The sequence below is a fragment of the Pseudaminobacter salicylatoxidans genome (assembly GCF_003148475.1).
Classification (GTDB): domain Bacteria; phylum Pseudomonadota; class Alphaproteobacteria; order Rhizobiales; family Rhizobiaceae; genus Pseudaminobacter; species Pseudaminobacter salicylatoxidans.
In genome coordinates, this window is sequence record NZ_QGGG01000017.1 from 39,616 (window position 1) to 62,622 (window position 23,007).

21 protein-coding genes are annotated in these 23,007 nt (G+C 62.5%); 13 read left to right on the plus strand and 8 right to left on the minus strand.

Annotated elements, in window-relative coordinates:
• Nucleotides 1–5: 5 nt before the first annotated feature.
• Nucleotides 6–1,580, minus strand: coding sequence for a trimethylamine methyltransferase family protein (locus tag C7441_RS19830; RefSeq protein ID WP_026060666.1), 1,575 nt, complete (start codon nucleotides 1,578–1,580; stop codon nucleotides 6–8).
• 257 nt (nucleotides 1,581–1,837) lie between these two features.
• On the opposite strand from C7441_RS19830, the gene C7441_RS19835 reads away from it, so the two are divergent.
• Nucleotides 1,838–2,536 (plus strand): corrinoid protein, encoded by a 699-nt coding sequence (locus tag C7441_RS19835; RefSeq protein ID WP_019173513.1) that lies wholly within the window; start codon nucleotides 1,838–1,840, stop codon nucleotides 2,534–2,536.
• 21 nt (nucleotides 2,537–2,557) lie between these two features.
• Here the strand turns inward: C7441_RS19835 and C7441_RS19840 are convergent, their stop codons facing one another.
• On the minus strand, nucleotides 2,558–2,713 hold the full coding sequence (locus C7441_RS19840; RefSeq protein WP_109614353.1) for an entericidin domain-containing protein: 156 nt from the start codon (nucleotides 2,711–2,713) through the stop codon (nucleotides 2,558–2,560).
• Nucleotides 2,714–2,861: 148 nt separating this feature from the next.
• The gene (locus C7441_RS19845; protein ID WP_019173511.1) at nucleotides 2,862–3,002 is read right to left on the minus strand and encodes an entericidin A/B family lipoprotein; all 141 of its coding nucleotides are present in this window, start codon (nucleotides 3,000–3,002) and stop codon (nucleotides 2,862–2,864) included.
• Between the two features lie 80 nt (nucleotides 3,003–3,082).
• Here C7441_RS19845 and C7441_RS19850 point away from each other — a divergent pair, with 80 nt between their 5' ends.
• The 7 genes from C7441_RS19850 to C7441_RS19880 all read left to right on the plus strand — a co-directional run bounded on the left by C7441_RS19850 (nucleotide 3,083) and on the right by C7441_RS19880 (nucleotide 10,434).
• Nucleotides 3,083–3,715 (plus strand): DUF1638 domain-containing protein, encoded by a 633-nt coding sequence (locus C7441_RS19850; RefSeq protein ID WP_109614354.1) that lies wholly within the window; start codon nucleotides 3,083–3,085, stop codon nucleotides 3,713–3,715.
• 278 nt (nucleotides 3,716–3,993) lie between these two features.
• A complete protein-coding gene (locus C7441_RS19855; RefSeq protein WP_019173509.1) occupies nucleotides 3,994–4,296 on the plus strand; it encodes a virulence factor in 303 nt (100 codons plus the stop codon).
• Nucleotides 4,297–4,387: 91 nt separating this feature from the next.
• Nucleotides 4,388–4,936 (plus strand): methylenetetrahydrofolate reductase C-terminal domain-containing protein, encoded by a 549-nt coding sequence (locus tag C7441_RS19860; RefSeq protein WP_244425416.1) that lies wholly within the window; start codon nucleotides 4,388–4,390, stop codon nucleotides 4,934–4,936.
• A complete protein-coding gene (locus C7441_RS19865; RefSeq protein ID WP_210205682.1) occupies nucleotides 4,933–6,042 on the plus strand; it encodes a methylenetetrahydrofolate reductase in 1,110 nt (369 codons plus the stop codon). The genes C7441_RS19860 and C7441_RS19865 overlap by 4 nt, the downstream gene beginning before the upstream one ends.
• 73 nt (nucleotides 6,043–6,115) lie before the next feature.
• The gene (locus C7441_RS19870) at nucleotides 6,116–7,084 is read left to right on the plus strand and encodes a methyltetrahydrofolate cobalamin methyltransferase (RefSeq protein ID WP_019173506.1); all 969 of its coding nucleotides are present in this window, start codon (nucleotides 6,116–6,118) and stop codon (nucleotides 7,082–7,084) included.
• A 231-nt stretch (nucleotides 7,085–7,315) separates the two neighbouring features.
• Complete coding sequence (locus C7441_RS19875) at nucleotides 7,316–9,382, plus strand: ASKHA domain-containing protein (protein ID WP_109614355.1); 2,067 nt, start codon at nucleotides 7,316–7,318, stop codon at nucleotides 9,380–9,382.
• Between the two features lie 86 nt (nucleotides 9,383–9,468).
• Entirely contained in the window at nucleotides 9,469–10,434 is a 966-nt protein-coding gene (locus tag C7441_RS19880; protein ID WP_109614356.1) for an alpha/beta hydrolase, read from the plus strand.
• Here the strand turns inward: C7441_RS19880 and C7441_RS19885 are convergent.
• Nucleotides 10,386–11,285, minus strand: coding sequence for a LysR substrate-binding domain-containing protein (locus C7441_RS19885; RefSeq protein WP_019173503.1), 900 nt, complete (start codon nucleotides 11,283–11,285; stop codon nucleotides 10,386–10,388). The genes C7441_RS19880 and C7441_RS19885 overlap by 49 nt on opposite strands.
• A 180-nt stretch (nucleotides 11,286–11,465) precedes the next feature.
• On the opposite strand from C7441_RS19885, the gene C7441_RS24160 reads away from it, so the two are divergent.
• From C7441_RS24160 to C7441_RS19900, 4 genes are all read left to right on the plus strand, one after another.
• Entirely contained in the window at nucleotides 11,466–11,639 is a 174-nt protein-coding gene (locus C7441_RS24160; RefSeq protein WP_170125200.1) for a hypothetical protein, read from the plus strand.
• A gap of 342 nt (nucleotides 11,640–11,981) precedes the next feature.
• Entirely contained in the window at nucleotides 11,982–12,125 is a 144-nt protein-coding gene (locus C7441_RS24165; RefSeq protein WP_019173501.1) for a hypothetical protein, read from the plus strand.
• 327 nt (nucleotides 12,126–12,452) lie between these two features.
• Nucleotides 12,453–13,391, plus strand: a complete 939-nt coding sequence (locus C7441_RS19895) for a GlxA family transcriptional regulator (protein WP_425280399.1) — start codon at nucleotides 12,453–12,455, stop codon at nucleotides 13,389–13,391.
• A gap of 112 nt (nucleotides 13,392–13,503) precedes the next feature.
• Entirely contained in the window at nucleotides 13,504–14,685 is a 1,182-nt protein-coding gene (locus tag C7441_RS19900; protein WP_109614358.1) for a Gfo/Idh/MocA family protein, read from the plus strand.
• Here C7441_RS19900 and C7441_RS19905 read toward each other — a convergent pair.
• The 3 genes from C7441_RS19905 to C7441_RS19915 form a co-directional block, all read right to left on the minus strand.
• Entirely contained in the window at nucleotides 14,663–15,724 is a 1,062-nt protein-coding gene (locus C7441_RS19905) for a Gfo/Idh/MocA family protein (RefSeq protein WP_109614359.1), read from the minus strand. The genes C7441_RS19900 and C7441_RS19905 overlap by 23 nt on opposite strands.
• 201 nt (nucleotides 15,725–15,925) lie before the next feature.
• The gene (locus tag C7441_RS19910) at nucleotides 15,926–16,777 is read right to left on the minus strand and encodes a DUF1194 domain-containing protein (protein ID WP_109614360.1); all 852 of its coding nucleotides are present in this window, start codon (nucleotides 16,775–16,777) and stop codon (nucleotides 15,926–15,928) included.
• 97 nt (nucleotides 16,778–16,874) lie between these two features.
• A complete protein-coding gene (locus C7441_RS19915; RefSeq protein ID WP_109614361.1) occupies nucleotides 16,875–19,436 on the minus strand; it encodes a GcvT family protein in 2,562 nt (853 codons plus the stop codon).
• Between the two features lie 262 nt (nucleotides 19,437–19,698).
• Between C7441_RS19915 and C7441_RS19920 the strand changes: the two genes are divergently transcribed.
• On the plus strand, nucleotides 19,699–21,438 hold the full coding sequence (locus C7441_RS19920; RefSeq protein WP_109614394.1) for a hypothetical protein: 1,740 nt from the start codon (nucleotides 19,699–19,701) through the stop codon (nucleotides 21,436–21,438).
• A gap of 90 nt (nucleotides 21,439–21,528) precedes the next feature.
• On the opposite strand, the gene C7441_RS19925 is transcribed toward C7441_RS19920, so the two are convergent.
• Entirely contained in the window at nucleotides 21,529–22,992 is a 1,464-nt protein-coding gene (locus C7441_RS19925; protein ID WP_425326602.1) for an aspartate aminotransferase family protein, read from the minus strand.
• Nucleotides 22,993–23,007: the final 15 nt, after the last annotated feature.

Sequence of the window (23,007 nt, forward strand, 5' to 3'; positions counted from 1 at the left end):
TCTTTTCAAGTGAACGCGTCGGGCATCGACTCCTTCTTGCGGGCGATGAAGTCCTTCAGCGCCTCATCGATGGCCGGATCGAGATGCGGCGCCTCGTAGCTCTCCAGCCAGCGGCGGGCGAGCTCGTTGGCGCGCTGTGGCGCGGTCTTCTGGCCTTCCGCCAGCCACTGCTCGTAGGAATTGTTGTCGGCAATGGACGAGCGGTAGAATGCCGTCTGGAAATTGGCCTGGGTGTGATCGCAGCCGAGGAAGTGGCTGCCCGGCCCCACCTGGCGGATTGCATCCATCGCCTGGCCGTTTTCCGACAGGTCGACGCCTTCGCAGAACTTCTGCTGCATGCCGAGCTGGTCGATGTCCATCATGAACTTCTCGTAGCAGGAGGCCAGACCGCCCTCCAGCCAGCCGGCGGCGTGCAGCACGAAGTTGGTGCCGGCCAGAACGGTCGAGTTCAGCGTATTGGCGCTTTCATAAGCCGCCTGCGCATCCGGAACCTTGGAGGCGCAGAGCGAGCCGCCGGTGCGGAACGGAAGGCCGAGACGACGGGCAAGCTGGGCCGCGCCATAGGACACCAGCGACGGCTCCGGCGTTCCGAAGGTCGGTGCACCCGACTGCATGGAGATCGACGAGGCGAAAGTGCCGAAGATCACCGGCGCGCCCGGACGGATGAGCTGGGTGAAGGAGGCGCCGGCCAGCACTTCGGCCAGAACCTGCGTCAGCGTGCCTGCCACCGTCACCGGGCTCATGGCGCCGGCAAGGATGAACGGCGTGACGATGCAAGCCTGGTTGTTGCGGGCATAGACCTTCAACGCGCCCAGCATGGTCTCGTCGAAGACCATCGGCGAGTTGGCGTTGATGAGGCTGGTCAACACCGTGTTCTCGTCGACGAACTTTTCGCCGAAAAGGATCTTGCACATCTCGACCGTGTCTTCCGCGCGTTCCGGGGCGGTGACCGAGCCCATGAACGGCTTGTCGGAATAGCGCATATGCGCATAGATCATGTCGAGATGGCGCTTGTTGACCGGCACGTCCACCGGCTCGCACACCGTGCCGCCGGAGTGATGGATCGACGGCGCCATATAGGCCAGCTTCACGAAATTGCGGAAATCCTCGATCGTCGCATAGCGGCGATTGCCGTCGAGATCGCGCACGAAGGGTGGTCCGTAGACCGGCGCGAATACAGTGGCGTTACCGCCGATCTGCACCGAACGGGCCGCATTGCGCGCATGCTGGGTGTAGGTGGATGGCGCGGTCTTGAGCAGCGAGCGGCACAGCCCTTTGGGGAAATGCACGCGCTCGCCCTTCACGTCGGCGCCCGCTTCCTTCCACAGCGCCAGCGCTTCGGCGTCGTCGCGGAACTCGATGCCGACCTCTTCGAGAACGATGTCGGCGTTCTTCTCGATCAGCGCCAAGCCTTCCTCGTCCAGGACGTCATAAACCTTGAGCTTGCGGTTGATGTAGGTCTGCTGCACACCCGGGCCGCCGCCCGAACGGGCCGCGCGCCGTGCAGCCGCGCCACCACCTGCGCCACGGCCGCGTCGTGTGCCTGAGCCTTCCTGCTCGGACAAGAGGTTATCTTCCATCGAGGTCATCCTTAGAATTCAGACAGCGGGCGACGGTTCGCGCCCCTGTCGGGATCGTAGTCATGCACCTTCGCAGAAACGGCCCGCAAGCGCCAAGACATGTTCCAAAATCGACAAGAAAACCGATAAGTTCCAGTCGCTTTCCTTTTGCCGGAAGTCGCAAATCAGCTATGGCGGAACCACCTTTGCGTAATAGGTATTGGGGCCAGTTGAATGCCGCCTGGAAAGTGTCGCCGGCGGCCACGAGGAGCCTGAAAATGTCTGACGACGAGATCATCCTGTCCGAGCTCTCTGACGAAGAACTCGTGCAGCAGATGCACGACGACCTTTACGATGGCCTCAAGGAGGAGATCGAGGAAGGCACGAAGATACTTCTGGAACGCGGCTGGGTGCCTTACAACGTGCTGACGGAAGCACTTGTCGAAGGCATGCGCATCGTCGGCGAAGACTTCCGCGACGGCATCCTGTTCGTGCCGGAAGTTCTGCTGTCGGCCAACGCCATGAAGGCCGGCATGGCCATCCTGCGTCCGTTGCTGGCAGCCACCGGCGCCCCGAAACAGGGCAAGCTGGTCATTGGCACCGTCAAGGGCGACATTCACGACATTGGCAAGAACCTCGTCGGCATGATGATGGAAGGCGCCGGCTTCGACGTCGTCGACCTCGGCATCAACAATCCGGTCGAGAACTATCTGGCCGCGATCGAAGAGCACCAGCCCGACATCGTCGGCATGTCGGCCCTGCTGACCACGACCATGCCCTACATGAAGGTCGTCATCGACACCATGAAGGAAAAAGGCATTCGCGACGACTATGTCGTGCTCGTCGGCGGTGCGCCGCTCAACGAGGAATTCGGCAAGGCCGTTGGCGCCGACGCCTATTGCCGCGACGCGGCGGTGGCGGTCGAAACCGCCAAGGAATACATGAAGCGCCGGCACAACGTCCGCACTTCGGCCTGATACGATCTGAAAAAGCCGCCCTTACTGGGCGGCTTTCTCGATTTTATGACCTGCGGACTGCGTCGCATTGACGGCATTCGCGGTATCCTGCCCAACACCGCGAATGGTGTTGGCGCAAGCGGAAACCATGAGCGTCCCTGCAAGGACGGCGAAGACGGCGAGCGTACCGAGCTTCATGGAAGACCTCCCTCGATCAATGAACCGTGTCACTACTTTCGAGGAACGAAATCGCCCGGCTGTGGTTCCGCAAAAAACGGAATCCAGCATTTTCTACAGTCACATAGCGCTGCAAGGCAGGCAGGGCCGTCCCACCCCGCTTCATGTCCTAGTTGGTGACTGCGTCTTCCACGGCCCTGGCGGTCGACTTGACATCCTTGCCGACCCCGCGAATCGTATTGGCACAGGCCGAAACCGCCAATGCGCACGCCAGAACGGCGGCAAGCGATACGATACGCGACAGTTTCATGGAGATGTCTCCCTCTCTTGGCTGCAAATCAGTCGTACCGGCACTAGATACACTCTGAAGATCGAAAGACCCAAGGGTTTATGAGCACCGCACAGGATACAGGTCGGCAGGCGCCAGACAGGCTTCTGGTCATCGGCTGCGGCATGATCGCCCGCGAGGTGCTTGCCGTGAAGGAACGGCTTGGACTCGACCATCTCGACCTCACCTGCCTGCCGGCGGAGTTCCACTACTATCCCGACCGCATCGCCCCCGCGCTCGACAAGGCGATCCTGAAGGCCAGGGCCGAGGGCTATGACAGGATATTCATCGGCTATGCCGATTGCGGCAGCGGCGGAATGGTCGATCGCGTTTGCGAGCAACATGGCGTCGAGCGCATGGACGGCCCGCATTGCTTTGCCTTCTACCAGGGCATCGAGGCCTTCAATGCGATCGCCGACGGCGACATGCTGTCCTTCTACATGACAGATTTCCTGTGCCGGCAGTTCGAAGCCTTTTTCATCAAGCCGCTGGGCCTCGACAAGCACCCGGAACTGGTCAGCGACTATTTCGGCCATTACGAGAAGGTCGTCTATCTGGCGCAGACGAACGATCCGGCCCTCGACAAGGTGGCCGAGGATGCGGCGAAGCTGCTCGGCCTTGCCTATGAGCGTCGCTTCACCGGCTATGGCGACCTGACGCCCTCGCTTGCCCGGGTCGCCGGCCCTGCCGACTGAGAGCCGGGCTGTGCGACCTGTCGCGCTGTGCCCGTCACGGCTCTGTATCCCCTGAATTTCGCATGTGCGACGCTTGTCGCGTCCACCCTGAACCGAATGCCTGCGCGGGCGCGTGCCGGATGCCGCCCCGCTGGTCGCAGCGGGCAAAACGCGCCCCCATCCCCCATTTCTGTTTGCGACACCACGCCACGTCGCTTTTGAAGGGGCGCGCGTCGCCCCATAACAAGCGGTGTTCCAACGGTTGCGGCAATGCTCGGCCAGTTGGGAGTGAGACTGAAATGGCCGATCTGATTATCGTTTACTGGCGCGACATCCCTGCCCAGGTCATCGTCAAGAAGGGCAGGCAGAACGCCAAGCGCGAACTGCCGTTGCGCTTCACCGAGGCGATAGACATGTGCGCCATGCGCACCGGCGCCGGCGACACCGACGCCTATCTGGCCGAGTGGCGCAAGGCCGACCCCGTGCCGGTGAGCGACGATCTGGAAATCGAGGCCGACAAGGCTGCGGTCGCACTGGACAGCGAATATCCCCGCGAGCGGCTCGTTGCCCTCGTGAAAGCAGGCGGCAAGGAAAATGTCTGAGCTTCAGCCCGTTTCCACCACGGCCGCTGGCCCTGCCGGCGGCGAGGAAAAGATTCCACCCTCCGCCACCGGCGGCATGACGCAGGCCACGATGGTCAAGAAGACGGCTCCGAAGACCGACTACAAGCCGGCCGACGTGTCGCCGCAGCGACGCGTGCAGCGCAGATACAGCGTGCGCCTGTGGTCGATCCGCCATTCGCGCCTGCTGGAGTGGTTCTACGCCCGCTTCGCCGACATTTTCCTGCTGCTGCATCCGCTGTGGAAAGGCATCGGCTATGGGCGCGTCGAGACGCCGGTGAAGTTCGTCGAGAAGCACGTGAAGGGCCTGATGTTCGACTGCCGCATGTGCGGCCAGTGCGTGCTGTCCTCCACCGGCATGTCCTGCCCCATGAACTGCCCCAAGCAGTTGCGCAACGGCCCTTGCGGCGGCGTGCGCGCCAACGGCAATTGCGAGGTCGAGCCCGACATGCCCTGCGTGTGGGTCAAGGCCTGGGAAGGCTCGCGCAACATGGTTCAGGGCGATGCCATCCTCAACGTCCAGAAGCCGGTTGACCAGTCGCTGCGCGAAACCTCGGCCTGGCTGCGCGTGACCGCGCAGGCCGCTGCCGCACGCGAAGCCGCGAAGAAGGAGGCCGCATGAACATGGTCACGCCGCGTCCTCCCCATCCCGACGAAAACCCGGCGGGCATCGACCTGCCGCTCGACCCCCTGCCCGGCCACTCTTCGCGCGGACGCCTTGAGCGCGTCTTGCGGCGCGGCGAATTTGCCGTGACCACCGAACTCAACCCGCCTGACAGCGCCAACCCGCAGGATGTCTACGAGCGCGCCGCCATCTTCGACGGCTGGGTGGACGGTATCAACGCGGTCGACGCCTCCGGCGCCAACTGCCACATGTCGTCGGTCGGCATCTGCGCGCTGCTGACGCGCATGGGCTATGCGCCGATCATGCAGATCGCCTGCCGCGACAAGAACCGCATCGCCATCCAGGGCGACGTGCTGGGTGCGGCCGCCATGGGCGTGGCCAACATCCTGTGCCTCACCGGCGACGGCGTGCAGGCCGGCGACCAGCCCGGCGCCAAGCCGGTGTTCGACCTCGACTCCATGTCGCTGCTCGAAACCGTCCGCATCATGCGCGACAACGGCAAATTCTTGTCAGGCCGCAAGCTGACCACGCCGCCGCAGGTGTTCCTGGGAGCCGCTGTGAACCCCTTTGCGCCGCCCTACGATTTCCGCCCCATCCATCTCGGCAAGAAGATCGCCGCCGGCGCGCAGTTCGTGCAGACGCAATATTGCTTCGACGTGCCGATGTTCCGCACCTTCATGGAACGCGCGCGCGACCTCGGCTTCACCGAGAAGGTCTTCATCCTGTGCGGCGTCGGCCCGCTCGCCTCTGCCAAGACGGCCAAGTGGATCCGCTCCAACGTGCCAGGCGTCCACATTCCCGACGAGATCATCAAGCGGCTGGAAGGCGCGCAGGACCAGAAGAAGGAAGGCAAGCAGATCTGCATCGACATCATCAACGAGGTGAAGGAGATCCCCGGCGTCTCCGGCATCCATGTGATGGCCTACCGTCAGGAGGAGTATGTCGCCGAGATGGTGCACGAATCGGGCGTGCTCAAGGGCCGCAAGCCCTGGAAGCGCGAGGGACGCGCCGACGATCAGATCGTTGCCGACCGGCTCGAACATCTCCTGCACGACGAACCGACCCAACAGCCAGTTCAACTGGTGGAAAAGGCCGCCCGATAAGCCGGAGTCGGCCGCAATTGAAACAGAATAGCCAACGATATAAAGAAATCTTTATATCTCAATGGAGACCTTCATGACCCGTACGATCGTTGCCTCGGCGACAAAGGAAATCATCATCGGCTTCGATCAGCCTTTCTGCGTGATCGGCGAGCGCATCAACCCGACCGGCCGCAAGAAGCTTGCCGCCGAGATGGTGGCCGGCAATTTCGAGACGGTGAAGAAGGACGCGCTGGAACAGGCCGCCGCGGGCGCAACCATGCTGGACGTCAACGCCGGCGTCACCGCCGTCGATCCCAATGCGACCGAGCCGGCGCTGCTGGTGCAGACGCTGGAGATCGTCCAGGGGCTGGTGGACCTGCCGCTGTCGATCGACTCCTCCGTGACCGCCGCCATCGAGGCCGGCCTGAAGGTCGCCAAGGGCCGCCCGCTGGTCAATTCCGTGACCGGCGAGGAAGAGAAGCTCGAAGCCATCCTGCCGCTGGTGAAGAAGTACGACGTGCCGGTGGTGGCCATCTCCAATGACGAGACCGGCATTTCCATGGACCCCGACGTCCGTTTCGCCGTGGCCAAGAAGATCGTCGAGCGCGCCATGGACCATGGCATCAAGCCCGAAGACGTCGTCGTTGATCCGCTGGTGATGCCGATCGGCGCGCTGGGCGATGCCGGCCGGCAGGTGTTCGCGCTCCTGCGCCGCCTGCGCGAGGAATTGAAGGTCAACACCACATGCGGCCTGTCCAACATTTCCTTCGGCCTGCCGCATCGCCACGGCATCAATGCCGCCTTCATCCCGATGGTGATCGGCGCGGGCATGACCTCGGCCATCATGAACCCTTGCCGCCCGCAGGAAATGGAGGCCGTCCGCGGCGCCAACGTGCTTGCCGGCACCGACAAGGACTGCATGACCTGGATCAAGACCTACAAGGATTACAAGCCGGGCGAGCACGCCGCCCCCGCACCGGTCGCGGTTACTTCGCCCGCCGAGGGCGCGGCCGCTGGCGGTCGTCGTCGCGGCGGCCGCGAAGCGCGGATGGCGCGCGGGTAAACAGATCGGAGAACGTCGTGTCGCCTCATGTCCAGCCAGTTCCGTCCGGCGCATTTGGCCGGACGGGAAGAGACCGGCCTCCGGCCGGGGACGTTGGCGACCGAACTCCACCGCTGAAGAACTGGCCTGCCCCATGGGCGGGCCTTGATCCGTTTCGCAAGACAATTGCTGCGCAGTCGGCAAGGTGCCGGAAGCCGATAGAGGCAAGCGCGGCCGCAAGGAGTGCCTGAGATGAACTCTCCCGCCAACATCACCGATCCGTTGGTTCTGTTCATGCCGTCGGGCAAGCGTGGGCGCTTCCCCATAGGCACGCCTGTGATCGATGCCGCGCGCCAGCTCGGCGTCTATGTTGAGAGCGTGTGCGGCGGGCGCGCCACCTGCGGCCGCTGCCAGATCGAAGTGCAGGAAGGCAATTTCGCCAAGCACAAGATCATTTCCTCCAACGACCACATCTCCCCCAAGGGACCGAAAGAGGAGCGCTACGAGCGCGTGCGCGGCCTGGCGGAAGGTCGCCGGCTCTCCTGCTCGGCCACCATCCAGGGCGATCTCGTCGTCGACATCCCGCAGGACACCGTCATCAATGCGCAGGTCGTGCGCAAGGCGGCCACCGATCGCGTCATCGAGCGCAATCCCGCCGTCCAGCTGTGCTTTGTCGAGGTCGATCAGCCCGACATGCACAAGCCGCTTGGCGACCTCGACCGTCTGAAGCTGATGCTGGAACGCGACTGGGGCTGGGAGGACCTGCTGGTTTCGCAGCATATCATCCCGCAGGTGCAGCAGATCCTGCGCAAGGGCGAATGGGGTGTCACCGCCGCCATCCACCGCGACCTGGAAACGTCGCGCCCCACAATGATCGGGCTCTGGCCGGGCCTCAAGAACGAAGCCTATGGCATCGCCTGCGACATCGGCTCGACCACCATCGCCATGCATCTCGTGTCGCTGCTGTCGGGCCGCATCGTCGCTTCGTCGGGCACCTCCAACCCGCAGATCCGCTTCGGCGAAGATCTGATGAGCCGCGTGTCCTATGTGATGATGAACCCGGACGGGCGCGAGGCCATGACCAAGGCCGTGCGCGAAGCCGTCAACACGCTGATCGGCAAGGTCTGCGAGGAAGGCGGCGTGGACCGCCACGACATTCTCGATGCGGTGTTCGTCGCCAACCCGATCATGCATCACCTGTTCCTCGGCATCGACCCGACTGAACTCGGCCAGGCGCCTTTCGCGCTGGCCGTGTCGGGCGCGGTCCACACCTGGGCGAGCGAGATCGATCTCGATGTCAATGAAGGCGCCCGCATCTATCTGCTGCCCTGCATTGCCGGGCATGTCGGCGCCGATGCCGCGGCGGCCACGCTGTCGGAGGGCCCCTACCGTCAGGACAAGATGATGCTTCTGGTCGATGTCGGCACAAATGCCGAGATCATTCTGGGCAATGGGGCGCGCGTCGTCGCGGCCTCCTCCCCCACCGGCCCGGCCTTCGAAGGCGCGGAGATTTCCTCCGGCCAGCGCGCCGCACCGGGCGCCATCGAGCGCGTGCGCATCGACCCCGAGACGCTGGAGCCGAAATATCACGTCATCGGCGTGGAAAAATGGTCGGACGAGGAAGGCTTCGAGGAAGCCGCCAAGGCAACCGGCGTCACCGGCATTTGCGGCTCGGCCATCATCGAGGTGGTCGCGGAAATGTATCTCGCCGGTATCATCTCCGAAGATGGCGTGATCGACGGAGCGCTTGCCGCGCGCTCGCCGCGCATCTTCCAGAACGGCCGCACCTTCTCCTATCTGCTGCGCGACGGCGAGCCGCGCATCACCGTGACCCAGAACGACATACGCGCCATCCAGCTTGCCAAGGCAGCACTTTATGCCGGCATCAAGCTGCTCATGGAAAAGCAGGGCGTCGAAACGGTGGACATGATCCGCTTCGCCGGCGCCTTCGGCACCTTCATCGACCCGAAATACGCCATGGTGCTGGGCCTGATCCCCGACTGCGATCTCTCGGAGGTCAAGGCGGTGGGCAATGCCGCCGGCACCGGTGCGCTGATGGCGCTGCTGAACCGCGACCACCGCCGCGAGATCGAGCAGGAGGTCAGCCGCATCGAGAAGATCGAGACGGCGCTGGAACCGCATTTCCAGCAGCTTTTCATCGACGCCATGGCCATGCCCAACAAGGTCGACCCCTTCCCCAAGCTCTCCGAGCAGGTGAAGCTGCCACCGCGCAAGGTGCTGGCGGAAGACGGCGCAGGCGGCGACGGCGCACCACGCCGCCGCTCGCGCGAAGAGCGCGCGGCAAGGCGCCGGGGATGATCGGGCGGGCCTTGACGAAGGCCTGCCCGGACACAAATTGAGAAGAGGGAGGCGACAGAAAACAGCCGAAGGTTGGGGTTGTTGGCATGTCCAGTCTCAAGTCCCGTCTCGTTGCCCTCTTTCTCAAGCATAGCCGCAAGAAGGCCTTCGCCAGCCCGGAGAACCTGAAGCGCTGGATCGCAGCGTCCCGCCGCACCGGCAGCCACGAGCCGCCGGCGCGCTTCGCCTCACGCTTCGAAATGCACGAGCACATGCTGCACGGCTTTCCGGTTTACGAGGTCGTGCCGCGCCAACTGGCCGACAGCCGCCGGATTCTTTACCTTCACGGCGGCGCCTATTGCTTTGAAATCACGAGCTATCACTGGCTGCTGATCGGGGAGATGGCCGAGCGTCTGGGTATGCGTACGCTGGTGCCGATCTATCCGATTGCGCCGGAATACGACTTCAACGCCATGTTCGGCATGGTCCTGCAGCTTTACCGCGACATGCTGCGCGAAACGGCGGCCGAAAACATCATTTTCATGGGCGACTCGGCCGGCGGCAACATGGCCGTGGTGATGACGATGATGGCCGCACTGGAGGGGCTGCCTTCGCCCGGCTGCCATGTTCTCATCTCCCCCGGTGTCGATATGACGTTGCGCAATGACGAGGTGCGGCGCATGGCACGCCAGGACCCATGGCTGGACATTCCCGGCGGGCTGGAAGCGATACGGCTCTACGCACCGGGCATGGAGCACTCAGACTGGCGCATCAGCCCGCTATATGGCGATCTTTCGGTCCTGCCGCGCACATTGCTGCTGACCGGCACGCGCGACATGCTCACACCCGACAATGTGATCTTCGCGCAGAAGGCGCGCGCGGCCGGCGTCGAGATCGACCTGGTGGTCGCGCAGGACATGTTCCACGTCTGGCCGCTGGTCGACATGCCTGAAGGCCGCCGTGCCCGCGACCGGATCGTCGCCTATCTGCGCGAGAGCGGCGACGCCGCCCGCCGCGCGCTCCCTCAAAGCTTGCCGGTCTCGCGGAACAGTTCGAACGTAGCGCGGATGTGATCCGCCACCGCTCTCACCGGCGCGTCGGCATCGGGTGCCACCACCATCGCCAGGCTGTAGGTGCCGATGTCCGGCATACCGTCCTTGGCGCCGAGTTCAATCAGGTCCGGGCCAAGGAACGAGCGCGGCAGCGGCGCAACGGCAAGATCGGCCAGGATCGCCGCGCGCTGACCGGCCGTATGCGCGCTCATATAGGCGATGCGATAGTTGCGCCCTTCCCGCCCGAGCGCCTCAAGCGCGCCGGCCCGCCAGGCGCAGCCTTCTTCCCACAGGGAGACCGGCAAGGGCTCGCGAAGATGCGCGCAACCACCCTTGGCGCCAACCCAGACGATGGGCTCGGTCATCAGGATTTCAGCTTCGACCATGTTCACCTTGTAGGAATTGGTCAGCAGCGTGATGTCGAGCGTGCGGTCGTCCATGCGCCGCCACAGGTTCTTGCTCTGGTCTATCGTGACATCCACCGCGATCGACGGGTGCGATTGCGCAAACCGCTTCAGCACATGCGGCAGGACGCGCTCACCATAATCGTCCGGTGAACCGAGGCGAACCACACCGGTAATATCCGGCACGATGAACTTGGAGACCGCCTCACGGTTGATGGACAGCATGCGTCGGGCATAGCCCAGCAGGACTTCCCCATCGGTGGTCAGCGTCACCGAGCGCGCATCGCGCGAAAAGACCGAACGGCCCAGCACGTCCTCGAGCTTCTTGATCTGCATCGACACCGCAGATGGCGTGCGGAACACCGCATTGGCAGCGGTAGTAAAACTGCCGGTTTCGGCGATTGCGACGAAAGTACGCAGCACATCGAGATCCAGCACCGGAAGCGGGTGATTAAGAGGGGCCGACATGGCGAACGCCTTTCAATTTTTCTGATCCATGAAATCACTTCATTTCGTTTGATTGAACACCTGGAAAGGCCGATAGTCAATCACACGAACGAGGTCGATAGGAACAAAGCCGGCCCGGCTCTCCAGAACCTCATGCCGTCCGAAATATTGTTGCGGCATCACAACCGAAAGGAGAACGCCATGCTTATCCTGACGAAGATTGCCAGTCTTGCTGCCGAATATTCGAAGATGCGCAGACGCTATAAGACCGAACGGTCAGTTCGCGCCCTGCCCCTGGAGATTCAGAAGGATATCGGCTGGCTCGACCTTCAGTCGTCGAACTCGACGCATTCTACACCTGAAATCTGCAAATAAAATACCTCCCAGGACCACACCCGCCGGGCTCCGGCGCAGCGCCCGGCGGGTTTTTCTTGGAGTTTTACTTCACCGCCAAGTAGTCGTGCGCCAGACCTGCGCCGGATGCATAGCGCATATGATGCAACCGCATAGCCGCAAAGAATTGCCTATCTACTTGGAAATGCAGCGCTATTTCAGATCCTCAAGAAAAGCGGCGATTGCGATGTCGCTTTTGCCTGCAAGAGCTTCGCTTTCATTGCTGAAATTGCGCCACAAACCACTTATATCGGCACCATCATCGAGTTGCCCCACTCCATCAAGCGAAGGCATCCCGTGTGAGTGAGTGCATGGAGATGTATCATGAAACTGTTTTCCCGGTTCTTCAGCGGCAAGCGTCGTGAGATGAACATGACGACCGCGCTCGAGCGGCAGCGCCTCAACCAGACCATGCCGGGTCAATCCGGCGCGATCGCGGGCGCTCGCCTGGGCTATCTCGTCCGCTAGTAACCACAGATTGTATCGGGCCCGGAACCTCTTCCGGGTCGACCTCCAGGCACCGCGCCTCCGAAAGGACAGGCGCGGTTTTTCTTTGGCCGCAGGCTTCAATGGCTGCTGCTTTGTCCCCCGCGATTGCGCCCTAGCCGCAATGTCGCAAATCCGGGCCTCTCGCCATCTTCTCACCCCATTGACAGGCAAGCTTTTTCCTGTTGACGCTTTTCTGATCGCGACATCTGTGTTCGCGCTATTACGGGTTTGCGTGAGGCTTCCTTGAACGCTGTAAAACATCCGATCAAAAGATCGCTTGTCTTCTTTCTGGTACCAGATTTCACCATGGTCGCGTTCGCCACGGCGCTCGACCCGCTGCGCATCGCCAACCGCATGCTGGGCTACGAGGCCTATCGCTGGCGGCTGGCGAGCCTCGACGGCCAGCCCGTACGCGCATCCAATGGCGTCGAATGCTCGGTCAATACTTCGCTGGAAGATGAACGCAAGAAGATGGCCGGTCCGGACCGGCCATCCATGGCGGTGGTGTGCACCGGCATGAATGTGGAGAAATACCACAACAGGTCTGTGTTTGCCTGGCTGCGCGAGGAATACAATCGTGGCGTCGCCATCGGCGGCCTGTGCACCGGCGCTTATGTGCTGGCGTCGGCTGGTCTGTTGTCCAACAAGCGCTGCGCCATCCATTGGGAAAACCTGCCCGGTTTCCAGGAAGCCTTCCCCAAGGCCAACGTCTTTGCCGACCTGTTCGAGGTGGACCAGAATATCTACACCTGCGCCGGCGGCACCGCCGCGCTCGACATGATGCTGAAACTCATCGGCGAGGATTTCGACGACGCTCTGGTCAATCGCATCTGCGAGCAGGTACTGACCGACCGCGTGCGCAGCCCCACCGACCGCCAGCGCCTGCCGCTGCGCGCGCGCCTGGGCGTTCAGAATTCCAAGGTACTGACCATCATCGAACTGATGGAGGCCAACCTTTCGGAGCCGCTTTCGCTGATCGAGATCGCCAATCATGTCGGCTTGTCGCGACGCCAGATCGAGCGGCTTTTCCGCACCGAAATGGGTCGCTCGCCGGCGCGCTACTATCTGGAAATCCGGCTTGATCGCGCCCGCCACCTGCTGATCCAGTCGTCCATGCCGGTGGTGGAGGTGGCAGTTGCCTGCGGCTTCGTGTCGGCCTCGCACTTCTCCAAATGCTACCGCGAGCTTTATGCCCGCTCGCCGCAGCAGGAGCGCGTCGACCGCAAGCAGCTCATCGCGGCCTGAGTTCCAGCGCCAGATATTCGCGGAACTGCCCGGCCGCTTGGGGCGGGCAAGTTCGTTTTTGCGTTGCGCCAGTTCATAAACCGGAAAGCAGTCCGGTTTATCTAACGCGATCATGGCAACTGACAGCGTTTTTCAAACAGGCATCGCGTTCGTGGGTACCGGCTTTGTGGCCGACTACTACATGACGACCTTGAAAAATCACCCGAACCTGCGATTGGTTGGAGCGTATGACCACAATCCGGCGCAGCTCACGCGGTTTTCGAGGTTCTACGGCGTGCGCGCCTACGAAAGTTTCGAAGCGCTGCTGGCCGATCCCGACATAACCGTCGTCGTCAACCTGACCAATCCGGAAAGTCATTTCGCCGTTTCGCGCCGGGCACTTGAAGCCGGCAAGCACATCTATTCGGAAAAGCCGCTCGCGATGCGGGTGGAAGACGCCGAAACGCTGGTCGCATTCGCTTCCGAGCGCGGCCTGACCGCCGCCAGCGCCCCCGCCAACGCGTTGAGCCCCGCGCATGCAGCCGTTGCAAACGCTCTGCGCGCCGGAGAGATCGGCCGCCCGCAGTTGATCTATGCCGAAATGGAAGACGGCGCCGTCTTCCGTGACCGCTGGCAGACCTGGCAATCGCGTTCGGGCGCTCCATGGCCCGGCCTTCATGAGTTCGAGATCGGCTGTACGCTGGAGCACGCCGGCTATGCGCTGTCCTGGCTGGTTTCACTGTTCGGCGCGGTAGACAGCATCACCGCCTTTTCGACGCTTGCCTTTTCAGACAAGGGCGAAGATACGGCCGGGCACGGCCTCGGCCCGGATTTTTCCGTGGGCTGCCTGAATTTCCGATCCGGCCCGGTCGCCCGTCTGACCTGCGGCCTGGCTGCCCCACGCGACCGTTCCCTCACCATTCTCGGTGACAAGGGCACGATTGTCGTACGTGATCTTTGGGATCACACCTCGTCGGTACGCATCGAAAAGGTCGGCCAGCCACGCCGCTTCATTGAAAAGATCGCGGGTCGCCTCGAGCACACGATCGGCAAGGCCCTGCCACTCAGGCCTTCGCCGGGCCGGCCGCTCAGGATCAGCGTGCCGAAACTCCAGCTTCCACGCTACCCTTCGCGCATTGACTTCTGTGGCGGTATCGCGGTTCACGCCGAAGCGATCAAGGCCGGCAAGGCGCCGTTCTTCTCCGGCCATGTCGCCCTGCACATTACCGAAGCTGCGCTTGCGCTCTCCAACGCCGGGAATGCGGCAGCCTCATACAGGATGCGGTCCAGCTTCAGCCCTCCGGCGGTTGTCTGAGCACGCTTTCGATCGTTTCCAGAACAGCTATGCTGTCCTGAAGCGGCATGACTTCAGATTGCATCATGCCGCCGCTCACAGCTTCGGCGACTGCCGCAGCCTGAAATTGCAGGCCGTTGCCCGGAAACGGAAACAATTCGACCCTCCGGCCGGGCACGGGCAGTCGCGCGAGAACTTTCGCCATCGTGCCGCTTGCGCGCGCACAGGCACCGACGAGCGGCAAATCGCCCGCTATGCCACGATAGGTTATGACCCGCTGCGCCTTGAGGAATGGCGGCGCGATGCGGATCGCCCCCTTGCTGCCGAAGATCATGAAGGCATTGTCTCCGTCGCGGTCGAAGCCGCAAGCGAGGGTTGCTTTCACACCGCCGTCAAATTCAAAGTCGAAAGCCGTGCGACGATCCACGCCGGTTCCGGCCGCCCGCCATTTGCCGGCGACCGTCGTCGGTCGGCCAAAAAGCAGGAATGCGAGCGACAGCGGATAGACGCCAAGGTCGCGTGCCGCTCCCCCGCCGAGCGCCGGATCGTAGAACCGATTGCCGCTCACTTCCGGCTTATGGAAGGCGAGTTCGGCAGCCACCCGCTGAACCTTGCCGATCGCACCTTCGGCCAGCAGTTTGCGAACCTGCCCGACCGCGGGCAAAAAGCGGCTCCAGAGCGCCTCCATGGCAAACACGCCTGCGCGCCCGGAAGCTGTAAAAATCTCGCGTGCCTGCGCGCTCGTCATCGCCAGCGGCTTTTCGACCAGCACCGGCTTGCCTGCGGCAAGCGCCTTTAGCGCCTGCGGTGCATGAAACGAATTGGGCGTGGCGATGTAGACCGCATCGACGGATTCGTCATCCAGCATCGCCTCGAATTCGTCATGGATCGAAACGGCGCTGCGATCGGCAGCCAGGGCCTGCGCCGAGTTTCTCGTGCGCGAATGCACAGCCACGACCCGGGCATCAGGGAGATGGCCGAGATCGTCGACGAACTGCCGGGCAATCGTGCCGGCGCCGACGACGCCCCAGCGAAATGGTAGGCGCGATGCGGTTTTCATGCCGCATCTTCTAGAGCATGTTGCAGCCAAGTGGAAATACTTGGCCTCGCACACATGCGGCAAAATCAATTAGATAGACCATGATGTCGTCCGAGAAAGCTTCACTCTTTTCGGTATCACGGTCTAGAACCGGACAGCTAAGATTGGATTGACACTACCGGCAGCAAAAAAAAACGGGAAAATCCAGCGGATCCGCGCAATTCAGCGGCTGTCCCACATCCAGGACCGGTCGCGCCACATCTTCTCGCCAACCATGCAATCGGAAGGCTGGTTGGCCTGGGCAAACACCACCGGCATCCCCTCCTTCCCTGCTTCGGCCCGCCAGGCCGGTGAGAGTGGGCCGGCAAGCTCCAGCACCAGTTTGCGGCGCACGGCTTCGGGGAACTGACCCCAATCATTCACCGGCACCATGAAAGAGCCCGGTCCGCCAATCACACAGTCGGCATAGTAACGGTCGAGGTCCGGCACGTCATAAGCGCTGATGTAGCCGCCATTGGTCATCAGCGGCAGTCCGTTGACGATGATACCCTGCCGCAGCACGGCATTGCGCACGCCCTCGACCGGCGCACCGTGATTGTTGGGACCGTCGCCCGAAATATCGATGACGCGCCGGGGGGACTGGAAGCTGCTTTCAGCAAACAGGTCCGCGCCAAAGTTCAGCGCGCCGGAAATAGAAGTACGGCGCGCACTGTTGGGTGGGTTCGCCGAAAGCTGCCCTGCCACCCGTACCGCATCCGCGCGATTGGCGATGACCGTCCAGGGCACGATCACATGCTGCGTGTCTGTCCCTGCCCATTCGAAGAACGTGACGGCGATCTTGCCATAGGCACCATCGGCGATAGCCTGCAGCACATTGTCGTGGGTCAGCGCCTCTGCATAGCCGCGTCGCTGGATTTCCAGTTCGGCGGGCGACATAGACAGCGACACATCAACCGCCAGGACCAGTTCGACATCGACCTGTTCGGCAGCCTCGCTTTGCGATGCGAGGAAAAGGGCCAGCGTCAGGGCGACGCTGCCTGAAAGGACATGCCTGGCGCGGTGCGGTCGAGACATGAGTCAAGGTTAGGGGAAAAACACCGCTTGAAAAGAAAAGGCCCGGACGATGCCGGACCTTTCGCATTCACATTTTCGCGAGGTTGAACGCGGGCGCTCAGGTTCGCGGCTTGAGGTTTTCCGGGTCGTACAGCGGCTTGTACCCGACGCCGGCTACCTCCACCGGGTAGGTCTCGCCAAAATATTCCACCGTCAGCTTGCGGCCTTCCTGAGCGTAGTCCTTCGGCAGATAGGCGAGCGCGATGTTCTTTCCGACCGTGGGACCATAGGCGACCGAGGTCGTGTAGGAGCGGCGGCCGAGTTCGTCCACCAGCGTCTCGCCCGTCTCGGGGTCCATCACCGGCATGATGCCGACCGGATAACGCGCCACACCCTTGGCATCGACATGCTCGGTCATCACCAGCGTGCACAGCATGGCCGGCTGCCGCTCGCGCGCCTTGTATTCCACATGCTTCGCCTTGCCACGAAAATCCGCTTCCTTGACCTTCGGACGGGCCAGGTCGGCTTCGAACAGGTTGTATTCGGTGAGCAGGTCCGCGTTCTGCAACCGCAGGCTCTTTTCCATGCGGCGGCTGTTGGCATAGGTTTCCACGCCCACGGCGATCACGCCGGTCGAGCGCAACGCGTCCCAGACGGCAAGGCCGTCCTCATAGCGCATATGCAGTTCCCAGCCCTGTTCGCCGACATAGGAAATGCGGAAGGCAGTTACGTCCTTGCCGCCGATCCTGATCGGCTTGATCGCGGCGAAGGGGAAGTTTTCCGGCGCCAGCCCCTCCGGGGCCTCCACGACCTTCTGCAGCGTGGCCCGTGCATTCGGACCCCAGATGCCGATGGTGACGTATTTTTCCGTCACATCCGTGACGGTGACGTCGAGCCCCCGGTCCTGCGCCACGCGCTTCATATAGTTGAAGTCGCGCGGGCCGGCGTCCGCGCCGTCGATGACGCGGCAGCGGTCGGCCATGCGAATGACGGTGAGGTCGGCGCGCACCATACCCTCGTCATCGAGGAAATGCGTGTAGATACCCTTGCCGATCATGTTGTCGCCACCGACCTTGGCCGCGCACAGCCACTCCATCAGCTCGACATGGTCGGGTCCCTCGACGTCATACATGGCGAAGTGCGAGAGGTTGATGATGCCGCAATCTTCGCTGAGCGCCAGATGCTCGGCATTGGAGACACGCCAGAAGTGGCGATTGTCCCACTCGTTCTCGCGCACCGGAACGCGGTTGCCGTATTTCTCCAGCAGGTGCTCATTGGCGGCATAGCCGTGGGCGCGCTCCCAGCCGCCCAGCTCCATGAAATAGCCGCCGAGTTCCTTTTCGCGCTCGTAGAAGGGCGAGCGGCGCACATTGCGGCCCTTGGAGAAGGGCTCGCGCGGATGCACCGCCGGATTGTAGATCTTCATCGCCGTTTCGGTGCAGCGTTCCCAGATATGCTGCTCCTCGGTCTGGTACGGATAGTAGCGGGAATAATCTATCCTCGAATGATCGATCGCCGTGCGGCCGTCCGTCATCCAGTCGGCAAGGAGCTTGCCCATGCCGGGGCCATCCTTGACCCAGATGCCGACGGCGTACCACAGCCCCCTCACCTTCTGGCTTTCGCCGATGGAAGGGCCGCCGTCGATCGTCACCTGCAACAGGCCGTTGAAGGAATGGCCCTCATTGTAACCAAGCTCGCCCAGGATCGGCGTCAGCTCGATCGCACGCTCCAGTGGCTCGAGGATCTGCTCCATGTCGAGGTCGCGCTGCGAGGGCGAAAGCCGCGCCTGATCCTTTTCGAGGAGATCGCGCGGGTGCACGAGGCGCGGATTGGTTTCCTCGTAATAACCCCACTCGATCTGCCCGCCCTCGGCGGTCTTCGGGTCGCCGGTGTCGCGCATATAGGCGGAGTTTCCCTGGTCGCGCAGCAGCGGCCAGCCGATCTCCTTGCCGGTGCCGGCGAATTCTTCATAGGGACCAAAGAAAGTGAGCGGATGGTCGACCGGCATGACCGGCAGGTCCTCACCCGCCATTTCCGCGATCAGACGGCCCCAGAGGCCCGCGCACACCACGACGTAATCGGCATGGATCGTGCCGCGCTCGGTCACGACACCCGTGATGCGGCCGTTCTCGATGATGAGCGACTTTGCCGACGTGTTGGCAAAAGCCAGAAGCTTGCCTGCGGCAACGCCCTGATCGACCAGCTTTCCGGCAACGGTCTGCGAGCGCGGGATGACGAGACCGGCATCCGGGTCCCACATGCCGCCCTGCACCATATGCTCTTCGATGAGCGGGAACTTTTCCTTGATTTCGGCAGGCTCGATCAGTCGGGCACGCGTGCCGAAGGCCTTTGCCGAAGCGACCTTGCGCTTGATCTCGTCCATGCGGGCATCGTCGCCGACACGAGCGACCTCAAGACCGCCGACGCGGGCGTAATGGCCCATCTTCTCGAAGAACTCGAGCGAATAGAGCGAGGTCCAGCACGACAGGTTGTCATGGCTGGTCATGTAGCAGAAGTCCGACGCATGCGCCGTGGAACCGATGTCGGTGGGAATGCCGGATTTGTCGATGCCGACGATATCATCCCAGCCGCGCTCGATCAGGTGATGCGCGACGGAAGCACCCACGATGCCTCCCAACCCGACGATGACGACTTTCGCCTTTTCCGGAAACCCTGCCATTTACCGCGACTCCCAAATGGTATTGCGGCGAGACTATAGGGCGACGGGCCGGTCGAATTGCAGCCTGTTTGCGACACGCCGGAGAAACAGCGCGACTTATGACAGCTCGGTTCGGCGCATCGGCGGCTGGCCATGCCCGGACGCCTTCGGTCCATATTCCAGCGTAAATAGACAGCTTGTTAACCCTGACCGACAACAATACGGTCCTGCCGCGTGATTATCCCTGCCGGGCGGCAGGTTTCGGGGCAATGAGATGGGGCTCATGGCGACAGTTTCAGGACACGCGCGGACCGCGCGCGGCGCGATTACAACGTCGCCGCTGCTGGTCCTCGCAATTGCAATCGCGCTTCTGGCAGGATTGGCTCTGCTGCCGCTGACCGTGCCGATCGGCCCGATGTATTGGGACCTGTTCATCTATTTCGATGCGGCGAACCGGATTCTGGACGGTCAGGTCCCGATCAACGATTTCTTCACCCCGGTCGGCCCGCTCGGCTACTATGTCTTTGCCGGCGCCGTCGGGCTGTTTCCCGACGCCCAACCGGCCTTGCTGGTGCATTGGTCCTGGCTCGTCGTCACCGCGCCCTTGCTGGCGCTGGTCGTCACAGACGTCGACAGGAGGTCGCGCGGCATAGCTTTCGCGCTGCTCATCCCGTTTCTCGTCTTTGCAATCCTGCCCTTCAACACCCGCTCCTTCTATCCGTTTCCGGGTTCCGATGGTTTTGGCATCTACAACCGGCAGGCCAGCCAGCTCCTCTACATTCTGGCAGCCGCATTGATCTTCATGCGCAGCCAGCGCACGCTTGCGCTGGTCGTGATGCTGGCGATGCTCGCGCTTTTCTTCGGCAAGATCACCGGCGCGGTCGCCGGCGGGCTGCTTTGCTGCTTCGCCTTCGTGGCAGGTCGCATTTCGCTGCGCCATGCCGCCGCCGCGGCTGCCGGTTTCCTTGCCGTTCTGGCTGCCATCGAACTCTCGTCCGGAATGGTGTCGCACTATATCTCCGACATTCTGGCTCTGGTCAGCATGAACGAAGAGACGCTGGCACCGCGTTTCGCCCAGTCGGCCTCGCTCAATTTCGGCATGCTGATGAGCGGGCTTCTGCTCGCCGCGACGGTGGCCTTCGCCGAGCGCAACCGCATAACCGCAGACCTGAGCGCCGTGTGGCGCGAGAAGACTTTGCGCGCAATCGCCCGCTTGCTCGACAATGAGGCGTTGTGGCTCGTCGTCGTGCTGTTTGCCGGCATCCTGTTCGAAACGCAGAACACCGGAAGCCAGTCACTGATCCTCGCCTGGCCTGCCGTTCTTGCAGTGCTGCTTCGCGCGGGCCGCCTGACCGACTCGCCGAAAATGCTGGTCGCCACGCTGGCCTTGGCCGGCGCCTGCGTGCTGCCGCCTTTGACGATCATCGGTGAACGGGCCGCGCGCGCCTATGTCGGCGCGCTTCGCAATACCAGCCTGTCACACGAACACCTGAAGACGCTCGGGGCGGTGAATGCCCGGCCGGAGGTTATGCAGCGCACCCAGCGCATGATGCCCTTCCTTGCCGAACACCGCGACACCTTCGATCGCCTCGCATATATCAAGGAACTGCCTTCGCCGCTCCTTTTCTCCGACCCCGACTTTCAGCTCGGCCAGCTCATCGGCATGGATCATACGATCGGAAGCCTGCTCGAGCTGGAAAAGCAAAGCGGCATACGCTTCGCCACCATAATGAGCCTGAACTTCATCAATCCATATCCGTGGCTCATGGATCGAGCCGCCCCCATGCATCTGGCCATCGGCGCCGATCCGAACCGCGCCGTACCCGCCACCGACAACGCGGAAATGGAAGCGATCCGCAATGTGGACATCGCCATCCTGCCGACCTGTCCGCTGACGACCGCCAACACGCAGCTCCTGAAGCTCTATGGCGAGGGCCTGAAGCAGCATAGCCGCATCAGGCTCGACGATTGCAACGACGCCTTCGTCAACCCGCGCCTGGCCGGCAAGCTGCCTGCACGCTAGAATCTGATTGTTTGAGCATGATCTTTTCCGAAAACCGGTTTCCACCTTTCGGGATCATGCTCCAAGAGATGGCGGGAGCGCCCCTCCCTTCTACGTCATCTGGCTTTTGACGAAATCCTTCACGATCGCGACAATGCCGCGCGCCAGAAGGGCGTCCAGCGAATCCACGAACCTGTCGACATGCTCGCGCTGGCAGATCAGTGGCGGCAGCAGACGGATGACGTTGCGATTGTATTCGGTGAAGGCAACCAGCACATCGTAGTCGCGCAGCAGGAGCGCACCGACAAAGCCGGACAGCGACCCTTTCAGCTTGTCGTCCAGCATGCCGACCACCGGGCGCAGCACCATCGGCAGGGTCTGCGAGAAATCCTGGAACTCCAGCCCGACCATGAAGCCTTTGCCGCGAACATCCTTGATGATCTTCGGATATTTCGCCTGCAACGCCTTGAGCCGCTCCAGCAGGTAATCGCCGGTGGCCGCGGCGTTGTCGATCAGCCCTTCGTCGTAAAGCACGTTGAGGGTCTCGATGGCCGTGATCGAGGCTTCGCCGATTCCGCCGAAGGTCGCCGCGGCGTGGATCATCGCCGTCTTCGGCACGCCATAGGCCTTCATGTAGACCTCGCGCCGCGCGATCATCGCAGCCATGGCCGATTTGCCGCCGCCGAGCGACTTCGCCACCGCCGTAATGTCCGGTACCACGCCGTAGTGCTCGAAGGCATAGAAACGGCCCGAGCGGCCGACGCCGCATTGTACCTCGTCCGCAACCCACAGCACGCCATACTGGTCGCACAGCGCGCGCAGCTTCTGCCAGAATTGCGGCTCGGCCTGCACGATGCCGCCACCGCCCTGGATCGTCTCCAGCACGATGACACCAATCTCGGGGTCTGATTTGAATGTCCGCTCGATAGCTTCGATGTCGCCGAAGGGTACGCGCACCGTGTTGTCGGTCACCTTGAACTCGGCGCGGTAAAGCTGGCCGTCGGTGATCGAAAGGACGCCCTTGGTCTTTCCGTGGAAGGAGTTTTCCGCATAGATGATCTTGGGACGCTTCGGCCCGGCCACCCGTTCCGCCAGCTTGATGGCGGCTTCCATCGCTTCCGAACCGGACGAGCCGAGAAACACCATGTCGAGATCGCCAGGCGAAATCTGCGCCAGATTGTGCGCAAGGGCGGCCGTATATTGGGACATGAAGGCAATCGCGATCTCGTGGCGCTTCTCCTCCTGGAACTTCATCCGTTCCGCCACGATGCGAGGATGGTTGTGCCCGAGCGCCAGCGAACCGAAGCCGCCGAAGAAATCGAGGATCTTCCGGCCGTTCTGGTCGATGTAGTACATGCCTTCGGCGCGCTCGACCTTGATCTTGTGGAAGCCGAGCAGCTTCATGAAGTGAAGCTGGCCGGGATTGAGATGTGCCTTGAACATGTCCGTCATGCGGGCCACGTCCAGTGCCTTGGCTTCCTCGACAGTGATCAGTTCAGGCTTGGGCAGCGCGTTCGACGAAATCGTCGGGGCCGCCACGCGGGCGTGGGCTTCGCTGGCATTCGGCGTGGTCATGACGGTCATCTCACC